Annotated in this window: 14 protein-coding genes and 4 pseudogenes; 6 read left to right on the forward strand and 12 right to left on the reverse strand. The window is 67.9% G+C overall.

What is annotated here, in order from left to right; all coding sequences use genetic code 11:
• Positions 1-945 precede the first annotated feature (945 nt).
• Positions 946-1431 (forward strand): hypothetical protein, encoded by a 486-nt coding sequence (locus ABT360_RS13290; protein ID WP_351814542.1) that lies wholly within the window; start codon positions 946-948, stop codon positions 1429-1431.
• Here ABT360_RS13290 and ABT360_RS13295 read toward each other — a convergent pair.
• Positions 1424-2631: pseudogene (locus ABT360_RS13295) on the reverse strand (IS110 family transposase). The gene ABT360_RS13290 and the pseudogene ABT360_RS13295 sit on opposite strands and share 8 nt — an antisense overlap.
• A 548-nt stretch (positions 2632-3179) precedes the next feature.
• On the opposite strand from ABT360_RS13295, the gene ABT360_RS13300 reads away from it, so the two are divergent.
• Both ABT360_RS13300 and ABT360_RS13305 read left to right on the forward strand, forming a co-directional pair.
• Positions 3180-4334 (forward strand): aminotransferase class V-fold PLP-dependent enzyme, encoded by a 1155-nt coding sequence (locus ABT360_RS13300; RefSeq protein ID WP_351814544.1) that lies wholly within the window; start codon positions 3180-3182, stop codon positions 4332-4334.
• Positions 4335-5374: 1040 nt separating this feature from the next.
• On the forward strand, positions 5375-6643 hold the full coding sequence (locus tag ABT360_RS13305; RefSeq protein WP_351814546.1) for an ABC transporter substrate-binding protein: 1269 nt from the start codon (positions 5375-5377) through the stop codon (positions 6641-6643).
• Between the two features lie 40 nt (positions 6644-6683).
• Here ABT360_RS13305 and ABT360_RS13310 read toward each other — a convergent pair whose 3' ends face one another.
• The 8 genes and pseudogenes from ABT360_RS13310 to ABT360_RS13345 all read right to left on the reverse strand — a co-directional run bounded on the left by ABT360_RS13310 (position 6684) and on the right by ABT360_RS13345 (position 13087).
• The gene (locus ABT360_RS13310; RefSeq protein ID WP_351814548.1) at positions 6684-7427 is read right to left on the reverse strand and encodes an ABC transporter ATP-binding protein; all 744 of its coding nucleotides are present in this window, start codon (positions 7425-7427) and stop codon (positions 6684-6686) included.
• A gap of 2 nt (positions 7428-7429) precedes the next feature.
• Complete coding sequence (locus tag ABT360_RS13315; protein WP_351814550.1) at positions 7430-8311, reverse strand: ABC transporter ATP-binding protein; 882 nt, start codon at positions 8309-8311, stop codon at positions 7430-7432.
• Positions 8298-9293: a branched-chain amino acid ABC transporter permease gene (locus tag ABT360_RS13320; protein WP_351814552.1), complete on the reverse strand. Its 996-nt coding sequence runs from the start codon at positions 9291-9293 to the stop codon at positions 8298-8300. Before ABT360_RS13320 ends, ABT360_RS13315 begins: the two co-directional genes overlap by 14 nt.
• 18 nt (positions 9294-9311) lie before the next feature.
• Positions 9312-10280 (reverse strand): branched-chain amino acid ABC transporter permease, encoded by a 969-nt coding sequence (locus tag ABT360_RS13325; protein ID WP_351814553.1) that lies wholly within the window; start codon positions 10278-10280, stop codon positions 9312-9314.
• Positions 10281-10467: 187 nt separating this feature from the next.
• Positions 10468-10617 (reverse strand): annotated as a pseudogene (locus tag ABT360_RS13330) (IS5/IS1182 family transposase); the annotation flags it as partial.
• A gap of 297 nt (positions 10618-10914) precedes the next feature.
• Positions 10915-11433, reverse strand: coding sequence for a transposase (locus ABT360_RS13335; RefSeq protein ID WP_444852237.1), 519 nt, complete (start codon positions 11431-11433; stop codon positions 10915-10917).
• 208 nt (positions 11434-11641) lie between these two features.
• Positions 11642-12421, reverse strand: a complete 780-nt coding sequence (locus ABT360_RS13340; protein WP_351814555.1) for a hypothetical protein — start codon at positions 12419-12421, stop codon at positions 11642-11644.
• Between the two features lie 225 nt (positions 12422-12646).
• Positions 12647-13087 (reverse strand): ALF repeat-containing protein, encoded by a 441-nt coding sequence (locus ABT360_RS13345; RefSeq protein ID WP_351814557.1) that lies wholly within the window; start codon positions 13085-13087, stop codon positions 12647-12649.
• Between the two features lie 203 nt (positions 13088-13290).
• Between ABT360_RS13345 and ABT360_RS13350 the strand changes: the two are divergent.
• Positions 13291-13527: pseudogene (locus ABT360_RS13350) on the forward strand (alpha/beta fold hydrolase); the annotation flags it as partial.
• Positions 13528-13922: 395 nt separating this feature from the next.
• The gene (locus tag ABT360_RS13355) at positions 13923-14159 is read left to right on the forward strand and encodes a helix-turn-helix domain-containing protein (RefSeq protein ID WP_351814559.1); all 237 of its coding nucleotides are present in this window, start codon (positions 13923-13925) and stop codon (positions 14157-14159) included.
• Positions 14160-14365: 206 nt separating this feature from the next.
• Here the strand turns inward: ABT360_RS13355 and ABT360_RS13360 are convergent, their stop codons facing one another.
• The 3 genes from ABT360_RS13360 to ABT360_RS13370 form a co-directional block, all read right to left on the reverse strand.
• Positions 14366-14560: an antitoxin gene (locus ABT360_RS13360; RefSeq protein ID WP_351814561.1), complete on the reverse strand. Its 195-nt coding sequence runs from the start codon at positions 14558-14560 to the stop codon at positions 14366-14368.
• 195 nt (positions 14561-14755) lie between these two features.
• Positions 14756-15016 carry a GlsB/YeaQ/YmgE family stress response membrane protein gene (locus ABT360_RS13365; RefSeq protein WP_351814563.1) on the reverse strand — a complete coding sequence of 87 codons (261 nt, stop codon included), beginning with the start codon at positions 15014-15016 and terminating at the stop codon, positions 14756-14758.
• A 697-nt stretch (positions 15017-15713) separates the two neighbouring features.
• The gene (locus ABT360_RS13370) at positions 15714-16487 is read right to left on the reverse strand and encodes a PRC and DUF2382 domain-containing protein (protein ID WP_351814565.1); all 774 of its coding nucleotides are present in this window, start codon (positions 16485-16487) and stop codon (positions 15714-15716) included.
• 288 nt (positions 16488-16775) lie between these two features.
• Between ABT360_RS13370 and ABT360_RS13375 the strand changes: the two are divergent.
• A pseudogene (locus ABT360_RS13375) lies at positions 16776-17842 on the forward strand (YihY/virulence factor BrkB family protein).
• The last annotated feature ends 14 nt before the right edge of the window (positions 17843-17856 follow it).

A 17856-nucleotide genomic window follows, 5' to 3' on the forward strand; every position in this document is an offset into this window, starting at 1 on the left:
CCACGCGCGGTCCGCACGGTGATCCGCAGTACGAACGGGAAAGCAGGGGTCATCGAATGGCGAACCCGGCGAAGGCCGAGCAGTCCCTGGAGGCAGCGGGATCAGCGATGGCTTGCCGCCAGCGGGCTGCGCGGCGGCATGGGCCTCGCTCGACCCGGCGGTCGCATGGCACGAAGAGCGCGTACGGCTGGCCTACTGCCACACGGACACCCACGAACTTTTCGTCCGTCACTCAGCAGAAGGGCTTCACTGGCCAGCCGCTGCAGGTGTCGTTCCTCACGCTGTCACACCAACCACGCCGTCGCCGGCCTCCCACGCTGGGAAGCTGTACGCGAGCCATCTGGTTGCTCAGACTCCACGGCCCTCGCAGGCAGCGTCGTCCGCACCGCCTCCCACGAACAGCCACGTGACACCCGACTGAATCCTCGCCAGCCGGCGCCCTCCAGGCCGGGACCGGCGTACCCTCCGCCCTGACACCGAGTCCGCTGCCCGGCCCGCCTCGTCACTCGAAGGCACGGTATAGCCGGCATCCACGCCTGCCCCCACGGTTCCTCATGGTGGCGCGCGCACCTTCATCGAGTACACGCATCACCAGGTCCAGGACCGTACCGATCTCCTCATCGCGAATGAGGCCGGCACTCGCGACCGGTGGTGTGCCGGAAGGCAGCTCAGCGGCCGGTGCACTGGTCGTGATCGCGTCATCGTGTAGCGCCATGGGGGCCTTTCCGCCGGGCATCACAGAAACGGCTGTCCCGACGCATCTTCGAGGCGTGATGTCACCTCGGTCTCGTCGACTTACCGACGTGACCGCATTGGCCACCAGACAGCTCAGACGTTCATCCGCGTCCGGATGGCCGGCCCGCGCTGCCGGGGGGGGGTGCCCCTATGTCTTTGGTCAAGGGAAACGGGGGTGCGCTGGGTCGGTGAGGCGGGCAGCATGGCCGGGTGGCTGATCTGTTGTGGGATGACGTGAAGTGCTTCTTCGACCCGGACTTGATGGGGTCGTTGCCGGACATGCGTGTCCCGAATGCCTCGGTGCAGGACTGGCAGGCGGTCCTCGACCTGGTCGCGGAGAAGGGCTGGAAGTGCCAGTACTCCGAGGGAGAAGCGGTGCTTCCGGTGCCCCGGGCGGAGGTCGTGCTGTCCCGCCCGGCGGACGCCGAGTGCCCGAACCTGCGGGTCTGGCCGACGGCCGATGTGCTGGCGATCTTCCGGTTCTGTGCCGACGACGAAGTCGACTTCGACGTCGACCTGCGGGAGTTGCAGGGCCAGGAGCGACTTGATGTGTTCTGCGGCTTCCTCCGGGAGATCGGAAGGCGGCTGAACAAGCCCGTGCTGATGGACCCGGAAGGCGACCATGGCCATCCAGTGCTCGGCTTCGATGTCGAGGCCGATCGAGTCGTCCTCCTCGCAGACCCGCAGGTCAGGTGACTGCGGCCGACGACTGCGGTTCATAGAAGGTTCCGTCACGGAGCATCGCGAACAGGACGTCGGCCCGGCGTCGGGCGAGGCAGAGCAGGGCCTGGGTGTGGTGCTTGCCCTGGGCGATCTTCTTGTCGTAGTAGGCCCGGGACGCGGGGTCGCCCAGGGCGGCGAACGCGGAGAGGAAGAAAGCCCTTTTGAGCTGCTTGTTTCCTCTCCTGGAGGGCTGTTCGCCGCGGATCGAGGAGCCCGAGCTCCGGGTGGCCGGGGCGAGACCGGCGTAGGCGGCGAGGTGGCCGGCGGTCGGGAAGGTCCTGCCGTCGCCGACCTCAATCAGGATCCGCGCTCCGGTCCTGACGCCGACTCCTGGCATCGACGTCAGGACCTTCGAAAGAGGGTGGGCCTCCAGCAGTTCCTCGATCCGCCCGGCCAGCAGCTTGCGCTGGTCGAGCACGGCCGCCAGGGAGGCGGCCAGGCTCGGGACGATCAGCGCGGCCGCCTCGGTCCCCGGAACGGTCACGGTCTGCTCGTCCAGCGCGGCGAAGATGTCCTCGACCAGACGCTCGGCCATCCTCGGTGCCTTCGGCCGCAGCAGCGTGACCAGCCGCCGGCTCCCCGCCTTGCGGATCTGGGCCGGTGACCCGAACCGTTCCAGCAGCGTCAGGACGGCCGGGTGCTGCAACCGCGGCCCCAGCACCCGTTCCAGCGTCGGGTGGATCTGGGTCAGCAGGCCATGCAGCCGGTTCGCGACCCGGGTCGCCTCGCCAGCCAGGTCGTCGTCGAAGCCGACGATCATCTCCAGCTCGGCGATCGTCTCGTCCTCGCCGTCGATCGCCCGCAGCGTATGTGGCATCGCTCGGGCCGCGTCGGCGATGAAATGAACGCGTCCTTCGCGTCCGTCTTGGCCTCACCCGGGTAGAGGTCGGCGATCCGCCGCATCGTGAGGCCCGGCAGGTAGGCGACCGGGCAGCCCATGTCCCGGGCCACGGCCAGCGGCAGGGCGCCGATCGAGGCCGGCTGGTCGACCACGACCAGCGCCGTTCCGTGCTTGGTCTGGAGTTTTGCGAACAGCTCGCGGAGCTTGGGTTCGGTGTTGGGCAGGCGCTTGTCGAAGGCTTTCTTGCCGGCCGGGGTGACGGCGGTGGCGTGGTGTTCGCCCTTGCCGACGTCCAGGCCGAGGAAGACGTCGATGTCTCCGGTGTCGATCACGTGCAGGCCCCTCCATCACGTTCACGTCCGGCCTTGCCTGGGCACCGAGCTGCCACATCCACGTTACGGAGAGCTCTTCCGGCCTTGGGTGAAGCCGGTGCTCAAGCCCCTCATCAGCGGTCCGTCGATGCCTCCGGACCCGGTGACACCACCCCCCGGATCATGAACAACAAGGGGGGAAGTCATGCCGGACCCGAAGGCCGGAGGCCCCATTGCGGAGCCACGAAAAAGGTAACGGGGGGCACCAGATGCTCGACAAGCCTCGCCATGCCCGACTTGACATCGCTTCACCGACTGAGGCCGTTTGGGTGACTGTGCTGACGGCACCCGCGGCCACCTCGCTAACCTCGTTACCAGAAGGGCGCCGACAGCTATTCCGCCACCGCTCCGGCGGTCGTGGTGCAAAGGGGTGCTGGATGTCGATGACGAGTCGGCGCGGTCTGCTGGCGAGATCTGCGGGAGCGGTGGCGGTCACCCTCGTGCCCAGCTCCGGTGCGGCAAGGGTGAACACACCACGGGAGCGGCAAGTCACTACTGTCGACGGGCGCGTGGACTGGGATGCCTTGCGGGCGCAGTTTCGTCTGGAGCCGGAATGGGTGAACCTCGCGTTGTTCTACCTGGCCTCGCATCCGAAGGTGGTGCGGGATGCGGTGGATCATCTGAGCGCACAGGTCGACGCCAATCCTCTCTCGGTGCCCACGGGGTTGGCGCTGCCCGACGGTCCGACCGGATGGCCCCGGGTACGCCAGGCGCTCGCGGCCTATCTGGGTGGCCGGGCCGAGGACATCGCGATGACGGCCAGCACGAGTATCGGCCTGGGTGTCGTCTACAACGGCGTCGTGACCCGCCCGGGACAAGAGTTCCTGTTGACGGAGCACGACCACATCTCCCATCGCACCGCCGCCCGGTTGGCCGCCGAAAAGCATGGCAACAGGGTGCGGCTGGTCTCCTGGTTCGCCGATCCGGCCACCGCGACGGCGGACGGCATCGCAGTGGCAGTCGGCGAGGCGATCCGCCCGAACACCAGGGTTGTGGGGATCACCTGGGTGCAGTCCAGCACGGGGATTCGGATGCCGGTGCGTGCGGTGGCCGAGGTGGTGCGCCGGGCCAATGAAGGGCGCAGTCCTGCCGACCGGTGCCTGCTGGTCGTCGACGGCGTGCACGGGCTGGCGGCAGTCGACGAGGATGCCGCCGGCCTGGGCGCGGACGTGGTGATCGCCGGAACGCACAAATGGCTGTTCGGTCCAAGGGGAACGGGGCTCGTCTGGGTGGCGCCGGACGCCCTCGAGCAGCTGCGGCCCACGTTCGTGAGCTTCATCAGGGGCGGGGGAGCAGCGTCCCTGTCGCCCGGCGGGTTTCTGGCGTTCGAGCACGCCTTCGCCCTGCCGGTGGCGGTGGCGCTGCATGAGCAGCTGGGTCGATCACGCGTCGCCAACCGGATCACACAGCTGTCGACCCGGGTGAAGCAAGGACTGAGCCGCATCCGCGGGGTCACCGTGCACACTCCTGCCGACCCGAAACTGTCAGCGGGTATCACCTGTTTCAGCGTGGCAGGTCACACCCATCAGCAGGTCGTCGACCACGCCGCCGTCCACCGCGTGCGGCTGTCCACCTCGACCTACACCCGCATCGGCACTGCCGTCATCAACACTCCAGCAGAGATCGACACAGCACTCAACAGTCTGGCCGCTCTCACCCGTTGAAAGCCGCTTCTGGGCTTCCTCAGAGCGTCGCTGGGGCGGTCGGCACAGGCCCAGCGACGGGCGGGAGAAGGTTTCGTGGAGCGCAGGGCGGCGAAGGTCCACATGCAGCCGACGGCGCCAGGGCGTCGGTTCATGTCCCGGCCAGGCCCTGACCCTGCTCATGATCGGGGTAGCACCGTGTACCCGAAGTCGCGCTGTCCTGCGGGTCGACCCGGCGGCAGCCCCCACTTCTTCAGGGGCTGGTAGCTACCGACCGGCAGGTCAGGACCGAACCACCGTCCGGTCGAGCCCACCTTGTTTGCGGGAGGTCCACCTCTGCCCAGGTGGCGTTGCGGCGCGTGACCATGGTGGGGAGCACGCGGCCGTGTAGAGCACGGATTCGGCCGCGCGTGGCGCGGTCTCCCAGCGAGAGCTTCCGCTCACCGAGGGCGACTCCCGGAGCATCTCATCGGCTTCGGGTCGACGCAACGGCTGGCCCGTGCTCCCTGGACGACCCGGCCGTCCAAGTTTCTGTTTGGACATCTGGTACGGGTCCTACCGGGCCGTGCACGACGTCTCCATGACGATCGGGCGCCGCCAGATCGCCGCGATGATCGCCCCCTACGGCTACAGCAGGTCCACCGTGATCCGCTGCCTGAAGCAGATGAACGCTGATGGAAGCCGCAACCGGCAACCTCCGAGACGTTGTCACATCAGACGAACTCGCGAGCTACTGCTTTCACGCCTCGGTGCCGCCAGTGCCCCGTCCCGCTTCGAACTGGTCGAGGACATGGACCCTGGGGACGGTTCGCGCCGGTCGTGGTCCGGCCATGCGGCGTCGGCTTCGGTACGGGGTGCACGAGCCGTACGTGACGGTGGTGATCTTCAAGGACCTGTAGGGCCTGCTCCAGCCCGCCCGATCCGTCCACCGGATATGCCCGCCTGATCCGCCCGCCTGATCGCGGCCCCAGACAAGGCTCGAACGTTTTACCCTCATTACAGAAGGCGGGCGGAAGGCTGGCCTGTCGCCCTCCGCCGGCCTCTTATGAGAGGAGGCGGGCATGAAAGCGCCGATACGGCGGTCCGTAATCTTCGCGAGCGCTGCGGTCCTTCTCGCCACGGCTGTCGGCACTACTACCAGTGCCGGGTCCGTGGCTCCGGCGGCTCCGACCCGCGCGGAGGACGGCGTGCTCAAGCTCGGCTATGTCCTGCCGGAGACGGGACAGCTGGCCCACCTCGGGCCGCCGATGATCCAGTCGACGAAGTTCGCGATCAAGACGATCAATGACGCGGGTGGCGTTCTTGGCAAGCCGATACCGGCCGTAGTGACCTCCGACGAGGCAGGTCAGGAGGCCGTTGCGGCACAGTCGGCGGATCGGGTCATGGCTGCGGGGGTCGATGCGATCATCGGTGCCGCGGCATCCGGTATGTCGCTGGCGTTCATCGACCGGGTGACCGGAGCCGGTGTGGTCCAGTGCTCCGGGTCGAACACTGCACCCACCTTCACCGACTACGAGGACGGCGGGTTCTACTTCCGTACCGCACCGAGCGACGCGCTCCAGGGGCCCATCCTCGCCAAGGTCATCCAGGAGGACAACAAGGACCGGGTCGCCATGGTCGCACGGGCTGACGACTACGGGCGCGGCCTGCTGGATTCCACCAGGAAGGCTCTGGAGGACGGCGGAACGAATGTGGCCGTCGCCGAGACGTACGACCCGAGGGCGACGAACTTCGACCAGGTCGTGCAGAAGATCAAGAACGCCAATCCGGACGCCGTCGTGGTGATCGCGTTCGAGGAGGGCACGCAGATCCTCCAGGGTCTGGTCGAGGCAGGGCTCGGCCCCAAGCAGGTCGGCCTTTACGGCACCGACGGGCTGCGCAGTGAGGAATTGGGCTCCCTGGTCGCGCCGGGCAAGCCTGCCACGATCGCCGGGATGAAGGGGACGGCACCGGCCTCCACGTCCAACCCGCAGTTTGTGAAGGCGCTGAAGGCGTTCGCGCCCGATCTGAAGGTGCTGCAGTTCGCTCCGCAGAAGTTCGACTGCGTCACGACCGTCGCGCTCGCCGCGGAGAAGGCGAAGTCGGACGACCCGGAGAAATTCGTCAAGGAGATGGTCGGGGTCACCAAGGACGGCGAGAAGTGCAACACGTTCGCTGCGTGCAAGAAGCTGCTCGCGGACGGCAAGGACATCGACTACGACGGCGTGAGCGGTCCGCTGGACTTCACCGAGGCCGGTGAACCCGGTGAGGCGACGATCGAGGTGTACGGGTACGACGCCAAGGGCCAGCTGCAGACCGTGCGCACGGAGGTGAGCAAGGGCCAGGAGTGACGTACGACGTCAACGGCTCAAAGACTCAACGGTTGAACATTCAGCGGACGCGGGCGAGGGTGCCGAGATAGAGCTCGATCACCTTCTCGTCGTGCAGCAGATCCAGGCCGGCGCCGGTGTACGCGTTGCGGCCCTGGTCGAGGACGTATCCACGGTCGCAGATCTGCAGGCACCTGCGGGCGTTCTGCTCGACCATGAGCACGGCGACGCCCGCGCCGTTGATCTCCTTGACCCGGTCGAACACCTGGTCCTGGTAGCGCGGGGACAGCCCGGCGGACGGCTCGTCGAGCAGCAGCACATGCGGCTCCATCATGAGCGCGCGTGCCATCGCGAGCATCTGCCGCTCGCCGCCGGACATCGAACCGGCCTTCTGCCTCCGGCGGGCGGCCAGCACGGGGAACAGCTCCTCCACCACGGCGACCCGGTCCGTGTAACCGCCCGGCCGCAGATACATGCCCATCCGCAGGTTCTCCTCGACGGTCAGCTCGGGAAAGACGTTCTGCAGCTGCGGTACGTATCCCACGCCCCGGTGGACCAGCTCGTGGGCCGGCCGGTTGGTGACCTCGTCGCCGTGCAGGTGTACGGTCCCGCCACGCACGCGCAGCAGGCCGAACAGCGCCTTGGCCAGGGTCGACTTGCCGGCCCCGTTGGGCCCGATCACACCGACCAGCTCGCCGGGCCGCACCTCGATGCTGCAGCCACGCAGGACGTCGACGCCCGGCAGGTACCCGGCGACGATCTCCTCGGCCGCCAGCACGGGTCCTCGCCGCTCGTTCTCCGGCATGATCACTCCTCCGGATTCTCCCCGGTCGCTTCCGGTTCGTCGTGCCGCTTGCCCAGGTAGGCGTCCACGACGGCGGGGTTCCGGCCGATCGTGTGCGGCTGGCCCTCGGCCACCAGACGGCCGTCGGCCATGACGGCCACCCAGTCGCTGATGCCCATCACCACATCCATGTCGTGCTCGATGAAGCACACGGTCAGCCCCTCGTCCCGCAGCTGGGTGATGTGTCCGAGCAGCGACTGGGTCAGTGCGGGGTTCACCCCGGCCATCGGCTCGTCGAGGAGGACCATCAACGGCCGGGCCATCAGGGCACGCGCCAGCTCCAGCAGTTTGCGCTGCCCGCCGGAGAGCGTCCCCGCGTGGTCGTCGCGCAGTTTCCCGAGCTGGAACCGCTCCAGCAGCTCATCGGCACGCTGCTCGATCTCCCGTTCCTGTCGGCGCCACAGCGGTGGCAGCAGTGCGGGCAGCAGGCGCTCGCCGAGCTGCCCGGTCGCGGCGAGCTTCAGGTTCTCCAGCACGGTGAGGCGGGCGAGCGTCCGGGTGAGCTGGAACGTACGGACCATTCCGCGCCGCGCCATCCGGTGCGGAGGGCGGCCGTTGATCGGCTGCCCGTCGAACGACCACCGGCCGCTGTCGGCCCTGTCGAATCCGCTCACCACATTGAACAGCGTCGTCTTTCCGGCACCGTTGGGTCCGATGAGAGCCGTGATGGCTCCGCGCTGCACCTCCAGATGGTCGACCTGCACGGCGACGAGCCCGCCGAAGGCGCGGGTCACCTCGTCCACGACGAGCAGCGGGTCGGGCTTGCGCACCCCGGGCTCGGGTGCGACCCCGGCGAGACGCGCCGAGCCGGCGGGAGGGCCGTCGGCGGGCCTATGGGCGACCACTGAGCAACATCTCCTTCCGGCTGCCGAGGATGCCCTGCGGCCGGAACGCGATCAACAGGATCAGGGCGAGCCCGACCAGGGCGAAACGCACCGCGCCGATCTCCGACGTACTGATCACCTCCGGCGAGATGTAGCCCGCGTCGATGGCCTGCCGCAGCGCGCTGTCGAGGAAGGTCAGTACGAACCAGAACAGGACCGCGCCGACGACCGGTCCCAGGATCCGCCCGGCTCCGCCCAGCACGAGCAGGGCGTAGAGGAAGAAGGTGACGCCCGGGTCGAAGCTGTCCGGGTTCACCGACTGCACCTGGATCGCCTGCAGCATGCCCGCCACCGCACCGATCACGCCGCCCAGCACCAGGCTCGTCATCTTGTACGCGTAGACGTTCTTGCCGAGGCTGCGCGCCGCCACCTCGTCGTCTCGGATGGAGCGGATGACGCGGCCCCACGGGCTGTGCATCAGCAGGGCGAGCAGCACACCGACCACGACCACCAGGGCCCATCCGACGATCATCACCCACAGGTCCCGGGCGTTGAACTCCACCAGCCAGAAGCCGTAGGTGCCGCGCGGGATCGGACTGATGTCGTAGAAGTCGTTGGCGAACCGCTGCAGTCCGAACACGCCACCGGTGGTCGGCTCGGCCCAGCTGGACCGGTAGAACAGCCGTAGTGTCTCCCCGGCGGCGATCGTCGTGATCGCGAGATAGTCGGCGCGCAGCCGCAGGGTGGGCAGGCCGAGCAGCAGGGCGAGGACGACCGCGGAGGCCAGGCCGACCAGGATCCCGAGCCACATCGAACCGCCCCAGGTCGCCACCGTGATCGCGAGCCCGTAGCCGCCGACCAGCATGAAGCCGACCTGGCCGAAGTTCAGTAGCCCGGTGTAGCCGAAGTGCAGGTTCAGACCCATCGCGGCGAGCGCGTAGATGGCGGCGATCGGACCGATCCCGGAACGCAGGGCGTCGGAGAAGATGACCGAGAAGTCCATGGCAGAACCCGCCCTCCCTCACCCGACGCGTTCCCGGCGGCCGAGGATGCCCTGCGGCCGTACGAGGAGGACGACGATGAGTGCCAGCAGCGCCCAGGCGTACTGGAGATCGACAGGGAACCACAGGGTGGACATCTGGGCGACGATGCCGATGACGAGGCTGCCGACCATCGCACCGTAGGCGGAGCCCAGCCCTCCGAGGATGATCCCGGCGAACATGAGCAGCAGCAGCTTGAAGCCCATGTCCCAGGTGACGATCTCGACCAGGCCGAAGAAGACCCCGCCGAGTGCGGCCAGCGCACCGCCGAGCATCCACACGACCAGTACCACCCGCTGCACATTGATGCCGGAGGCCTCGGCGAGATCGCGGTTGACGGAGACGGCGCGGATGGCCGTGCCGATCCGTGTCTTCTGCAGTAGCGCGGCGACGCCGAGCAGTACCAGCACTGACAGCAGGGTGACCGTGAGATCCCGCGGGGTGATGCCGACCGGCCCGAGGTCGATCACACTCTGGATGTCGTACTGGGCGTACGAGCCCGGCCTCGTTCCGTACAGCACGAGCACGACGTGCCGCAGCAGCAGCGACAGTCCGATGGTCACGATGAACAGGTTGATCAGCCCGGTGCCACGCGCCCGCAAGGGCCGCCAGACGCCGCGTTCGATGGCCCCGCCCAGCAGGGCACCGAAGACGACGGCGGCGAGGGCTGCGGGGATGAGCTGCCACCCAGGGCCGGAAGGGGAAGCATTGAGGAAGAACGCGAAGGTGGCGCCGATGGTGACGAGTTCACCGTGCGCGAAGTTGATCAGGTGGATGGTGCCGAAGATCAGCGACAGTCCCACCGCGGTGATCGCGATGATGACGCCGAACTGGATGCCGTCGAGCAGCGCCTGCAGGGCGCGCGCACCGAAGCCCGGGCCGTGCGGGACCTCCTCGCCCTGTGCTGACGCGGTGGTCGCGGTCAGCATCACAAGGAACAGGGCGAACATCGTTGGGACGAACAGCCGCTGATGACGCACGGTGAGTCCGGTGGGTCCGATGGATCCGCAAGTCGCGACGACCTCTTTGTTACTCAGTGTAAGCGCAGCCCGCGTGATCCGCGATCCGGACTCGGCTTCGTCCCCGCCGCGTGCGAATGTCGATGCGCGCGAGATCCAACTCGACCGGCTGTGATCACCGATGTGGTGGGACAGCCCGCGTGAGAACCGTTGACTGGGTGACGTCGTGCCGGTTGCCGCCGGTGACGGCGAGCGGGGTTCCGTGTCGGTCGACGATCAGGTGGTGCTTGGAGCCGGGGAGGGCGCGGTCAACGGGTGAGGGGCCGACAACCGCAAGACCATCGTGGTCGCCCTGACCGCGACGACGGCACCGCCTACGCGCGGCTCAGGCCGACTCGATCGGCAGCGACGAACCAGTGCCCGCGCAGCTCAACCTCGCAACGACAACGGGTGACCCCAAGGATCTCGGCGTCGGCACTGAGTTGCCCTATGACCACACCCGCCGGTTCAGGGATCTTCCTCACCCGCGACACCGACAAGAACGTCGTCGTCTCCGTCAGGACCGCTGACCGGTCGGGTCCCAAGGGAAACGGGCGGATCGGAGCCCCCGTCACCGCAGTGCTGGCTACGGCCGGTGCTGCGGTGCGCTGGGCCCCGCCGAGGACACGGAAGTGGCCTTGTGCCTTTGGTGCTTACGCAGCCCGTCAGCGCCGCCCGGCTGCTTGGCCCTCCCGGATTGCCGGGCCGTCCTGAGGGGCAGGCGGTCCGGTGTGAGCCCCCCTTTGAGGGCCCTGACGTGCGAGCCGTCGATCGCGGAGTCGTCGATGCCCAGCAGATCTGCCGTGCGAAGTTCCGCGAGGAGGATGGCGTGCAGGCGGGGCCAGACTCCGGCCTCCGTCCAGTCCCGCAGACGTCGCCAGCACGTCACCCCGCTGCAGCCGATCGTCTCGGTCGGCACGTCCGCCCAGGTCACGTCCGTGCGTAGGACGTAGACAATCCCACGCAGAGCCGCGCGGTCATCCGCTGGTAGGCGGCCTGGATACCGCCGACGCCGCGGCGGGCGAGGAGGGAGCAGCGGGGCCACGCGATCCCACAGGTCATCAGGCACAAGATCAACCGCCACCTGTAGAACTCTGCCGCCCACCAGCCCGACTGCCAAGCCCCTGAACCAGAACTCATTCTGAACTGATCAGTAAGGGAGGTCTTCCCCGTGGGGTGCCTGCGGCTGGCCCGCGCCCATGCGACGAGCCCGTTATCGCGAGCCGACCGGAGCCGAATGCGGGCGGCAGATTCCGGGAGCCGCGTCCACGTGGGAACCGTGCGCAGTGGGCAGAGCGCGGGGGCGGGCCCGATCAGTTGGCCGACGTGTTCCGTGTCATCTCGGCTGCCTCGGTGATGGTGCGTTGTCTGAGATCGCCGAACAGCTGCATCGTGACGGCGGCCAGGACGTCGTCCCCGCCAACAGTCCGCCCGTCCCCGCGGCGGGTGGACAGGGCGAGGAGGGTGTCGTTGAGCGGCGGCGGGGCCGGGGCTGCCTCGCCCGGCACCACCAGACTGACCGTCCCGAACCGCTTGACCCCGCCCTCGCGGACGACCTTGGCCGCGTCCCGGGCCAGGGCCGTCAGGAACACGCTCGCGATTCCGTCCAGGTCGCGGACCATCGCCGGGACCGCCCTCACCCCCCGGCTCTTCAGCAGCCTTCTCACCCCGGCCTCGAACCGGTGGGCGCCAGCCACACCACTCGGTGTACGTGCCCCGCGGCGCTCACGAAGAGACACGAGCGCACCATCGGCGTTGCGCACCTCGCCCATCAGGCCGTGGAAGGTCGGGCTGTGCAGGTACCACGCCGATCCCACCTCCACCTCGATGTTCCGGTCGATCGCCGAGATGAGGTCCTTGGGAATCAGCCTCTTCCTGACCTCCTCGGCCGCCGCGCTTCTCGCGCCCTCGATGATCTCCGTCAGCACGGTCCGCGTCACCGACGCGGCGGCCCACGCGGCCGACCGGGAGACGTGCAACGAAGTCACGTCCCTGAACACCGCTTTGACGAGCTGAGGCTTGAACGGCAGGTCGGTCACGACGGAAGCGGTCTGCGGACCGCTGCGCTCGGTGCATAGGGGTTGTGTGGTCATCGAAGAATGTGCTTTCTGCTGTCGGAGGTGTCAGTGGCCCCTGCCGCACCGGGCGGCGAGACCACAGGGCTCTGCGGAGGCCGCCGAGCCGACACAGGGCCTGCCGGGCGGGGAGGCCGGCACACAGAGGTGCAGGCGGCCCCCCGGATTCTCGGCGTTCCGGCGACCGGGCGTGCGGCAGGGGGTGCCACCCGGGCGACGCGCTGTGGTGCGGCGCCGTGCCGGTCAGGCGACCTGGTACCTGCCGACTTCCAGGAAGTGGCGCAGTGCTTCGGGGGTGTTGTCGTCCAGGGCGGCGTTGGCTGCCGCGCGCAGGGCCGGGCTGATGGACGAATCGGCGAGAATGCGGGCGATGGCGACGCGGTCGTCCTCGGCCTGGGCGATGCGGTAGCCGGTCTCCAGCCAGGCGCGCATCGCCTCGGGGTCGTTGGCGTCCAGGAGGGCGTTGGCTTCTCGTGTCACACGCCGGCCGCTGTCCGGGTCGGCGAGGAGCCGGACTATGGCCACCCTCAGGTCGTCGGCGTCCGGCTCGTCCGCGGACGAGGACACCGCGGGCACCGTCACCGCGGTCGGTGCCGCCGTGGCCGCGAAGGACGGGGTGACGAGCAGGAGGGCCGGGGCAAGGATGCCCGCGGCGATGCCGGGCGCTACGCGATGCAGTCGCAAGGGGAATGCTCCTCTTCGTTCGCGACGGAGGTGAGTTGAGGACGCCTCAGGGCGTTCACTTCGGTGATGCTGCCACCTGGGTCTGACAGTGGCAGTCTCCCCGCTGCGGCCGGAGGGCACCGTCGCCGCGGACGTGGCCGGTGTTTCATGCCGACGCGCCTTCGAGAAGGGCGGCCTTGAGCGCGGCTCGTGGCTGTCAGGGCATGATCGGGGCGAGACGATTCCTGGGGGCGGTCGTGGTGTGGTCCGAGCGTGTGGTGGTGCGTGACGAGGCTCGGCTTGTCTGCCGGGGCCGGGGCGGGCCGGGGGATCCGGTCGTGCTGCTGCACGGCTTGGCCGGTCATGCGGGTGAGCGGGAGGTGGTGGCCTCGCGGCTGATTGCCCGGTATCGAGTCGTCGCGGTCGATCAGCGCGGGCACGGCGCGAGCGAGCGTCATCCGTACGCGCGGACATCCACCTCAACCTGTTCCAACTCGCCTGCAGCATCATCTGCTTGAGATGAGTCCAAACGTCATTTTGAAACGATCAGTAAGGGGATCAGCAGGCCGAGCATGAACGCAGGCAACAACAGGACAAGGGCGGCCACGCGGGATTCCTTCCGGCAGACACCGATGCATCTCCCCGTACCCCCGACGGGCGCGGGGAAACACCGCCGTTCAGGTTTGCCCCCGTCTCAGATCCGACGCAGGTGGATCCGGACCGGATGGCGGCCGAGCGGCTGCTGATTAGCTCACGCGTTTGCATGCTGCGCGCACGAGGGCCTGGAGTAGCGGCCACGCTCCCGTTGGAGAGTTCCCTGACGTATGACGACGGTCGGTCAGGGCAGGCGGGTTGTATGGCCGACCTTGGAGAACTTCTGCAAGTAACCATGCGCCGCCGTCACCTGACCGCACAGGCTCTCGCGGAGCGGACCGGTATTCGAACCCCGCGTATCCGGGTCTTTGTCCAAGACGGCGCTCAGGGCCCTGTTTCCCCCACCGAGCAGGAACTGGCCGAGATCGCCGCGGCCTTGGGGCTGCCGCTGGACGACATCCTTGACGCCGCCCGTACTCCTGCCAGGACGATGGCCTGACACCCACGCCCACCGCGACAGTATCGCGGTGCTGCTGCCTGCCGGACTCTTCCGAGATTCAGCCCCCTCTGCGGAGGTCCTCCGGCAAATACGGGAGTGTTCGGGCGGCAGCGAGAGATGGGTTGAGGTGCTGAGGAAACACAGGTTTGTCACTTCAGGCTGGGTCCCCGGCGAAGGGTGATCGCCGGGGACTTCAGCCGAGCCGCTCAGTGGTCGCCTGTGCTGCTGCCTCCGTAGGAGCGACGGACCGTGTCTGTGGCCTTGTCGGTCTGGGCGTCGTACTTGTCCCCGGTACGTTCATCGACGGCGCGTTCGGCCCTCTCGACGCCCTTGTCGGCCTGATCCGGGTGACTCTTGGCCATCTCCTTGGCCTTGTTCGCCATATCGCCCAGCTTGCCCATGAGATACCTCCAGTAATAGTGCCGGTGTGCCGTCCTACGCTGCGGTCGGTGCCCCTACTCGCGGCACGAACCATTCGCGCTTTCCCTGCTCCGCGACTGCGGTCTCTCGGCCGTGTCCAGGTGCCCTGGCCGCTGTGCAACGAAGGTGCCCAGTCGGTCCGGAATGCGGTCGGCAGAGCAGGCGCGCGCAGTGAATCAAGCGTGTCGTCGGGCCCACAGCGGAGTGACGAAAGCGATCAGGACGGCAGCGATGCCGATCTGGAAAATGTGCCGGATCCAGTCGATGCCGCCGGTGTCACGCACGCCGAATCCGCTGGCGAGCGCATTGCCAGCAACAGCGCCGACGATACCGAGGAGGACGGTCAGCCAGAGGGGAATGGGCTGACGACCCGGCAGAACAAGCTTGGCCAGCAGGCCGATGATGAGTCCCGCGATGATGGCCCACAGGAATGACACAACAACTCCTCCTCTTACTGCCCGAGTCTTTCGGGAACCTACGGTCCGCGTGCCCGGCGAGGCGCGTAGTACTCGTGAAGGACAAGCGGTCCAGGCAAGTACTCCGGATCGCCCCGGTGTCGCTCGCTGGTCCGGGGTTGACTCCCGGGCCGGCGGGCCGTGTCGCCTGCGCGTATTCCGTGACTCGTGCACGGTGCCCGACGGCAGGAGCGGTTTCTGCAGCCGATGGAACCAGTGCAGCCGTCTGTGGTCGTCTGCACGCGGTCGCCCCGCTGCCGGTTCCTTATGAGGGCTGGCAGCGGGGCGGACGACCGGTGTGGCGGGCTGGGTTCAGCTGCCGGTGGGGGTGACGCCGAACATCAGGGTGCGCCGGGAGACGTCGTAGTTGACGGTTTCGATGTTTTCCAGCAGGCCCTGCGAACGTCGGCGTCGCTGGCGTCGACGGTCAGTACTTCCTCCCAGGCGCCTTCGTCCAGGACGTGCTGGAGGGTGAAGGCGCCGGGCACTCCGGGTTCGCCGGCGACTCAGCTGAACTGGTAGTGGCTGAGCCGGCGGACCTTGATGCTGTCGTCGGTGAGCGGCTGTTTGACCCTGGCCATGCATTCGCCTCGTTCAACAGGGGGTGTGGCACGCGGCAGGGATTTCATGGGATTCGGCTGCTCGCTTCATTCTGCGGGTGCGGAACGGAACCGCCTTGTCAGCGGTCGGTGTCGCTGTCGGGCGTGTCGGCTTCGATGCGCTCCTTGCGGACCTGTCCGCGCACTGTCTCTTCCTCGACGTGCTCTTCAGCGTCCAGACGTACTCGCTCCACCGGGACCGCCTCGGTCTCGACGACCGGGCGTTCGGCGTGGAGGGTGACCTCATGCTCGGCTTCCGAGATCTCCGGGCCGGACATGGCGTCGTCCACGTTGGCGTCGGTGACCGGCTCGCGTTCGATGCGGACCTCTTCGTGCCGGACGGGGACGGTCTGCTGGACCTCTTCGGTCACCACGTACTTGCGAAGGCGGGCCCGGCCGACCTCCTGCCGTTCGGTGCCGACGTGCATCTGCTCCTCGGAGCGCGTCATCGCGTCGTCGCCGGAGCGCTTCATGGACGTATCACTGCGCGCCCAGCCGCCTTCGCCGGGCTCATTGGCCTGCTGCCACGCCGCGTCCCAGTCGATGCCGTAGTACTCGTAGAGGCGGTGCTCCTCGTCCTCCGACAGGTGCCCACCGGCATCGACATCGACGTTCGGAGCGTCCTTGATCTTGGCTTTGGCGTAAGGGACCTCAAGGTGGTCTTCCACCACGCTGGCGTCCTTGATCGGGACGAACGACTCGCTGGTTCCCAGCAGGCCGGTCTTGACGCTGACCCACTCGGGACGGCCCGTGACGTCGTCAAGGAAGACGTGCTTGGCTTCACCGATCTTGTTTCCTTCGATGTCATAGACCGGATGGTCCAGCACGCTCGGGATCTGCTCTCGAGTGATCATTTCAACCCTCCTGCTTCCTTATGGAGCTCCCTTTCCGGCTCACCGATCCCTATGGGACGAAACACGCGGAAGCGCATGTAAAGGGAATATGTTTTCGGCCCGCCGGTCGCGGTTGCCCATCTGGCATGGCACGGACACCGGAACCAGAGGCTCACCGAAACGATCCCGGCCGCCACGCCTCCGAACGCTCGGGACCGCAGGAACAGCGCACCCGGCCGTCAGCAGGGCGCAGACCGTGTCGGGGCGGATCCGGAAGCGGAGCACAACGCGCCGGATGAGCCGACCGCGATGCCTGAGCGGTCGTGGTGGGCGGTGCTGAAGCGCACGGTCAAAGAGTTCAAGGACGACGAGCTCGCCGACCGCACCGCAGCTTTGACCTACTACGGGGTCCTCTCCCTCTTCCCCGCGCTGCTGGTGCTGGTATCTCTCCTGGGGGTCGCCGGTAAATCCGCCACCCAGCAGGTGATGGACAACCTCCAGAAACTCGCCCCCGGACCGGCCCGGGACATCATCTCCAACGCCGTGCAGCAGCTCCAGGGCAACGGCGGCACCGGATCACTCATGGCCATCGTGGGTCTGGTACTGGCGGTCTGGTCCGCCTCGGGCTACATCGCGGCGTTCATCCGCACCTCCAAAGCCGTCCACGACATGGCCGAAGGCCGCCCCGCCTGGAAGGTTCTGCCGCTGCGCCTGGCGCTGACCGTGGTCCTGATGGTGCTGGCGGTCGTCAGCGCGCTCATCGTGGTGTTCACCGCCCCCCTCGCCCAGCGGGCGGGCTCCGCCCTCGGCGTCGGGGACACCGCCATGACGGTGTGGTCCATCGCGTGATGGCCGGTCCTGGTCCTGCTGGTCACGATCATGATCGCGATCCTGTACTGGGCCGCCCCCAACGCCAGGGCCCGCGGGTTCAAGTGGGTGACCCGGGCAGCTTCCTGGCGCTGCTGCTGTGGATGGTCGCCTCCGCCTCCGCCGGCTTCGCCCTCTACGTGGCGAACTTCGCCTCCTACAACAAGACCTACGGCGCCCTGGCCGACGTGATCCTCTTCCTGGTGTGGCTGTGGATCACCAACCTCGCGGTCCTGCTCGGTCTGGAATTCGACGTGGAGATGGCCCGCCAGCGGGCCATCGAGGGCGGCCACCCCGAGGCCGAGGAGCCGTACGTCGAACCGCGTGACACCGCAAAATGGACCGAGGAAGACCACCGCCGCCTCGACGGAGAACGGCCGCCTCCCATGCTGCGGCGCCGGTCACCGCGCTGCGGCGACGAGGAGTCACCGGTGGGACCATTCGCCCGGCGACCGGCACGGACCTCTTCGTGCGTGAGAAGCGTGATGTCGGGAAGTTGCCACTCATGAGCGGCTTGGCTGCT

Source organism: Streptomyces sp. NPDC000229 (genome assembly GCF_040300825.1).
Lineage (GTDB): Bacteria > Actinomycetota > Actinomycetes > Streptomycetales > Streptomycetaceae > Streptomyces.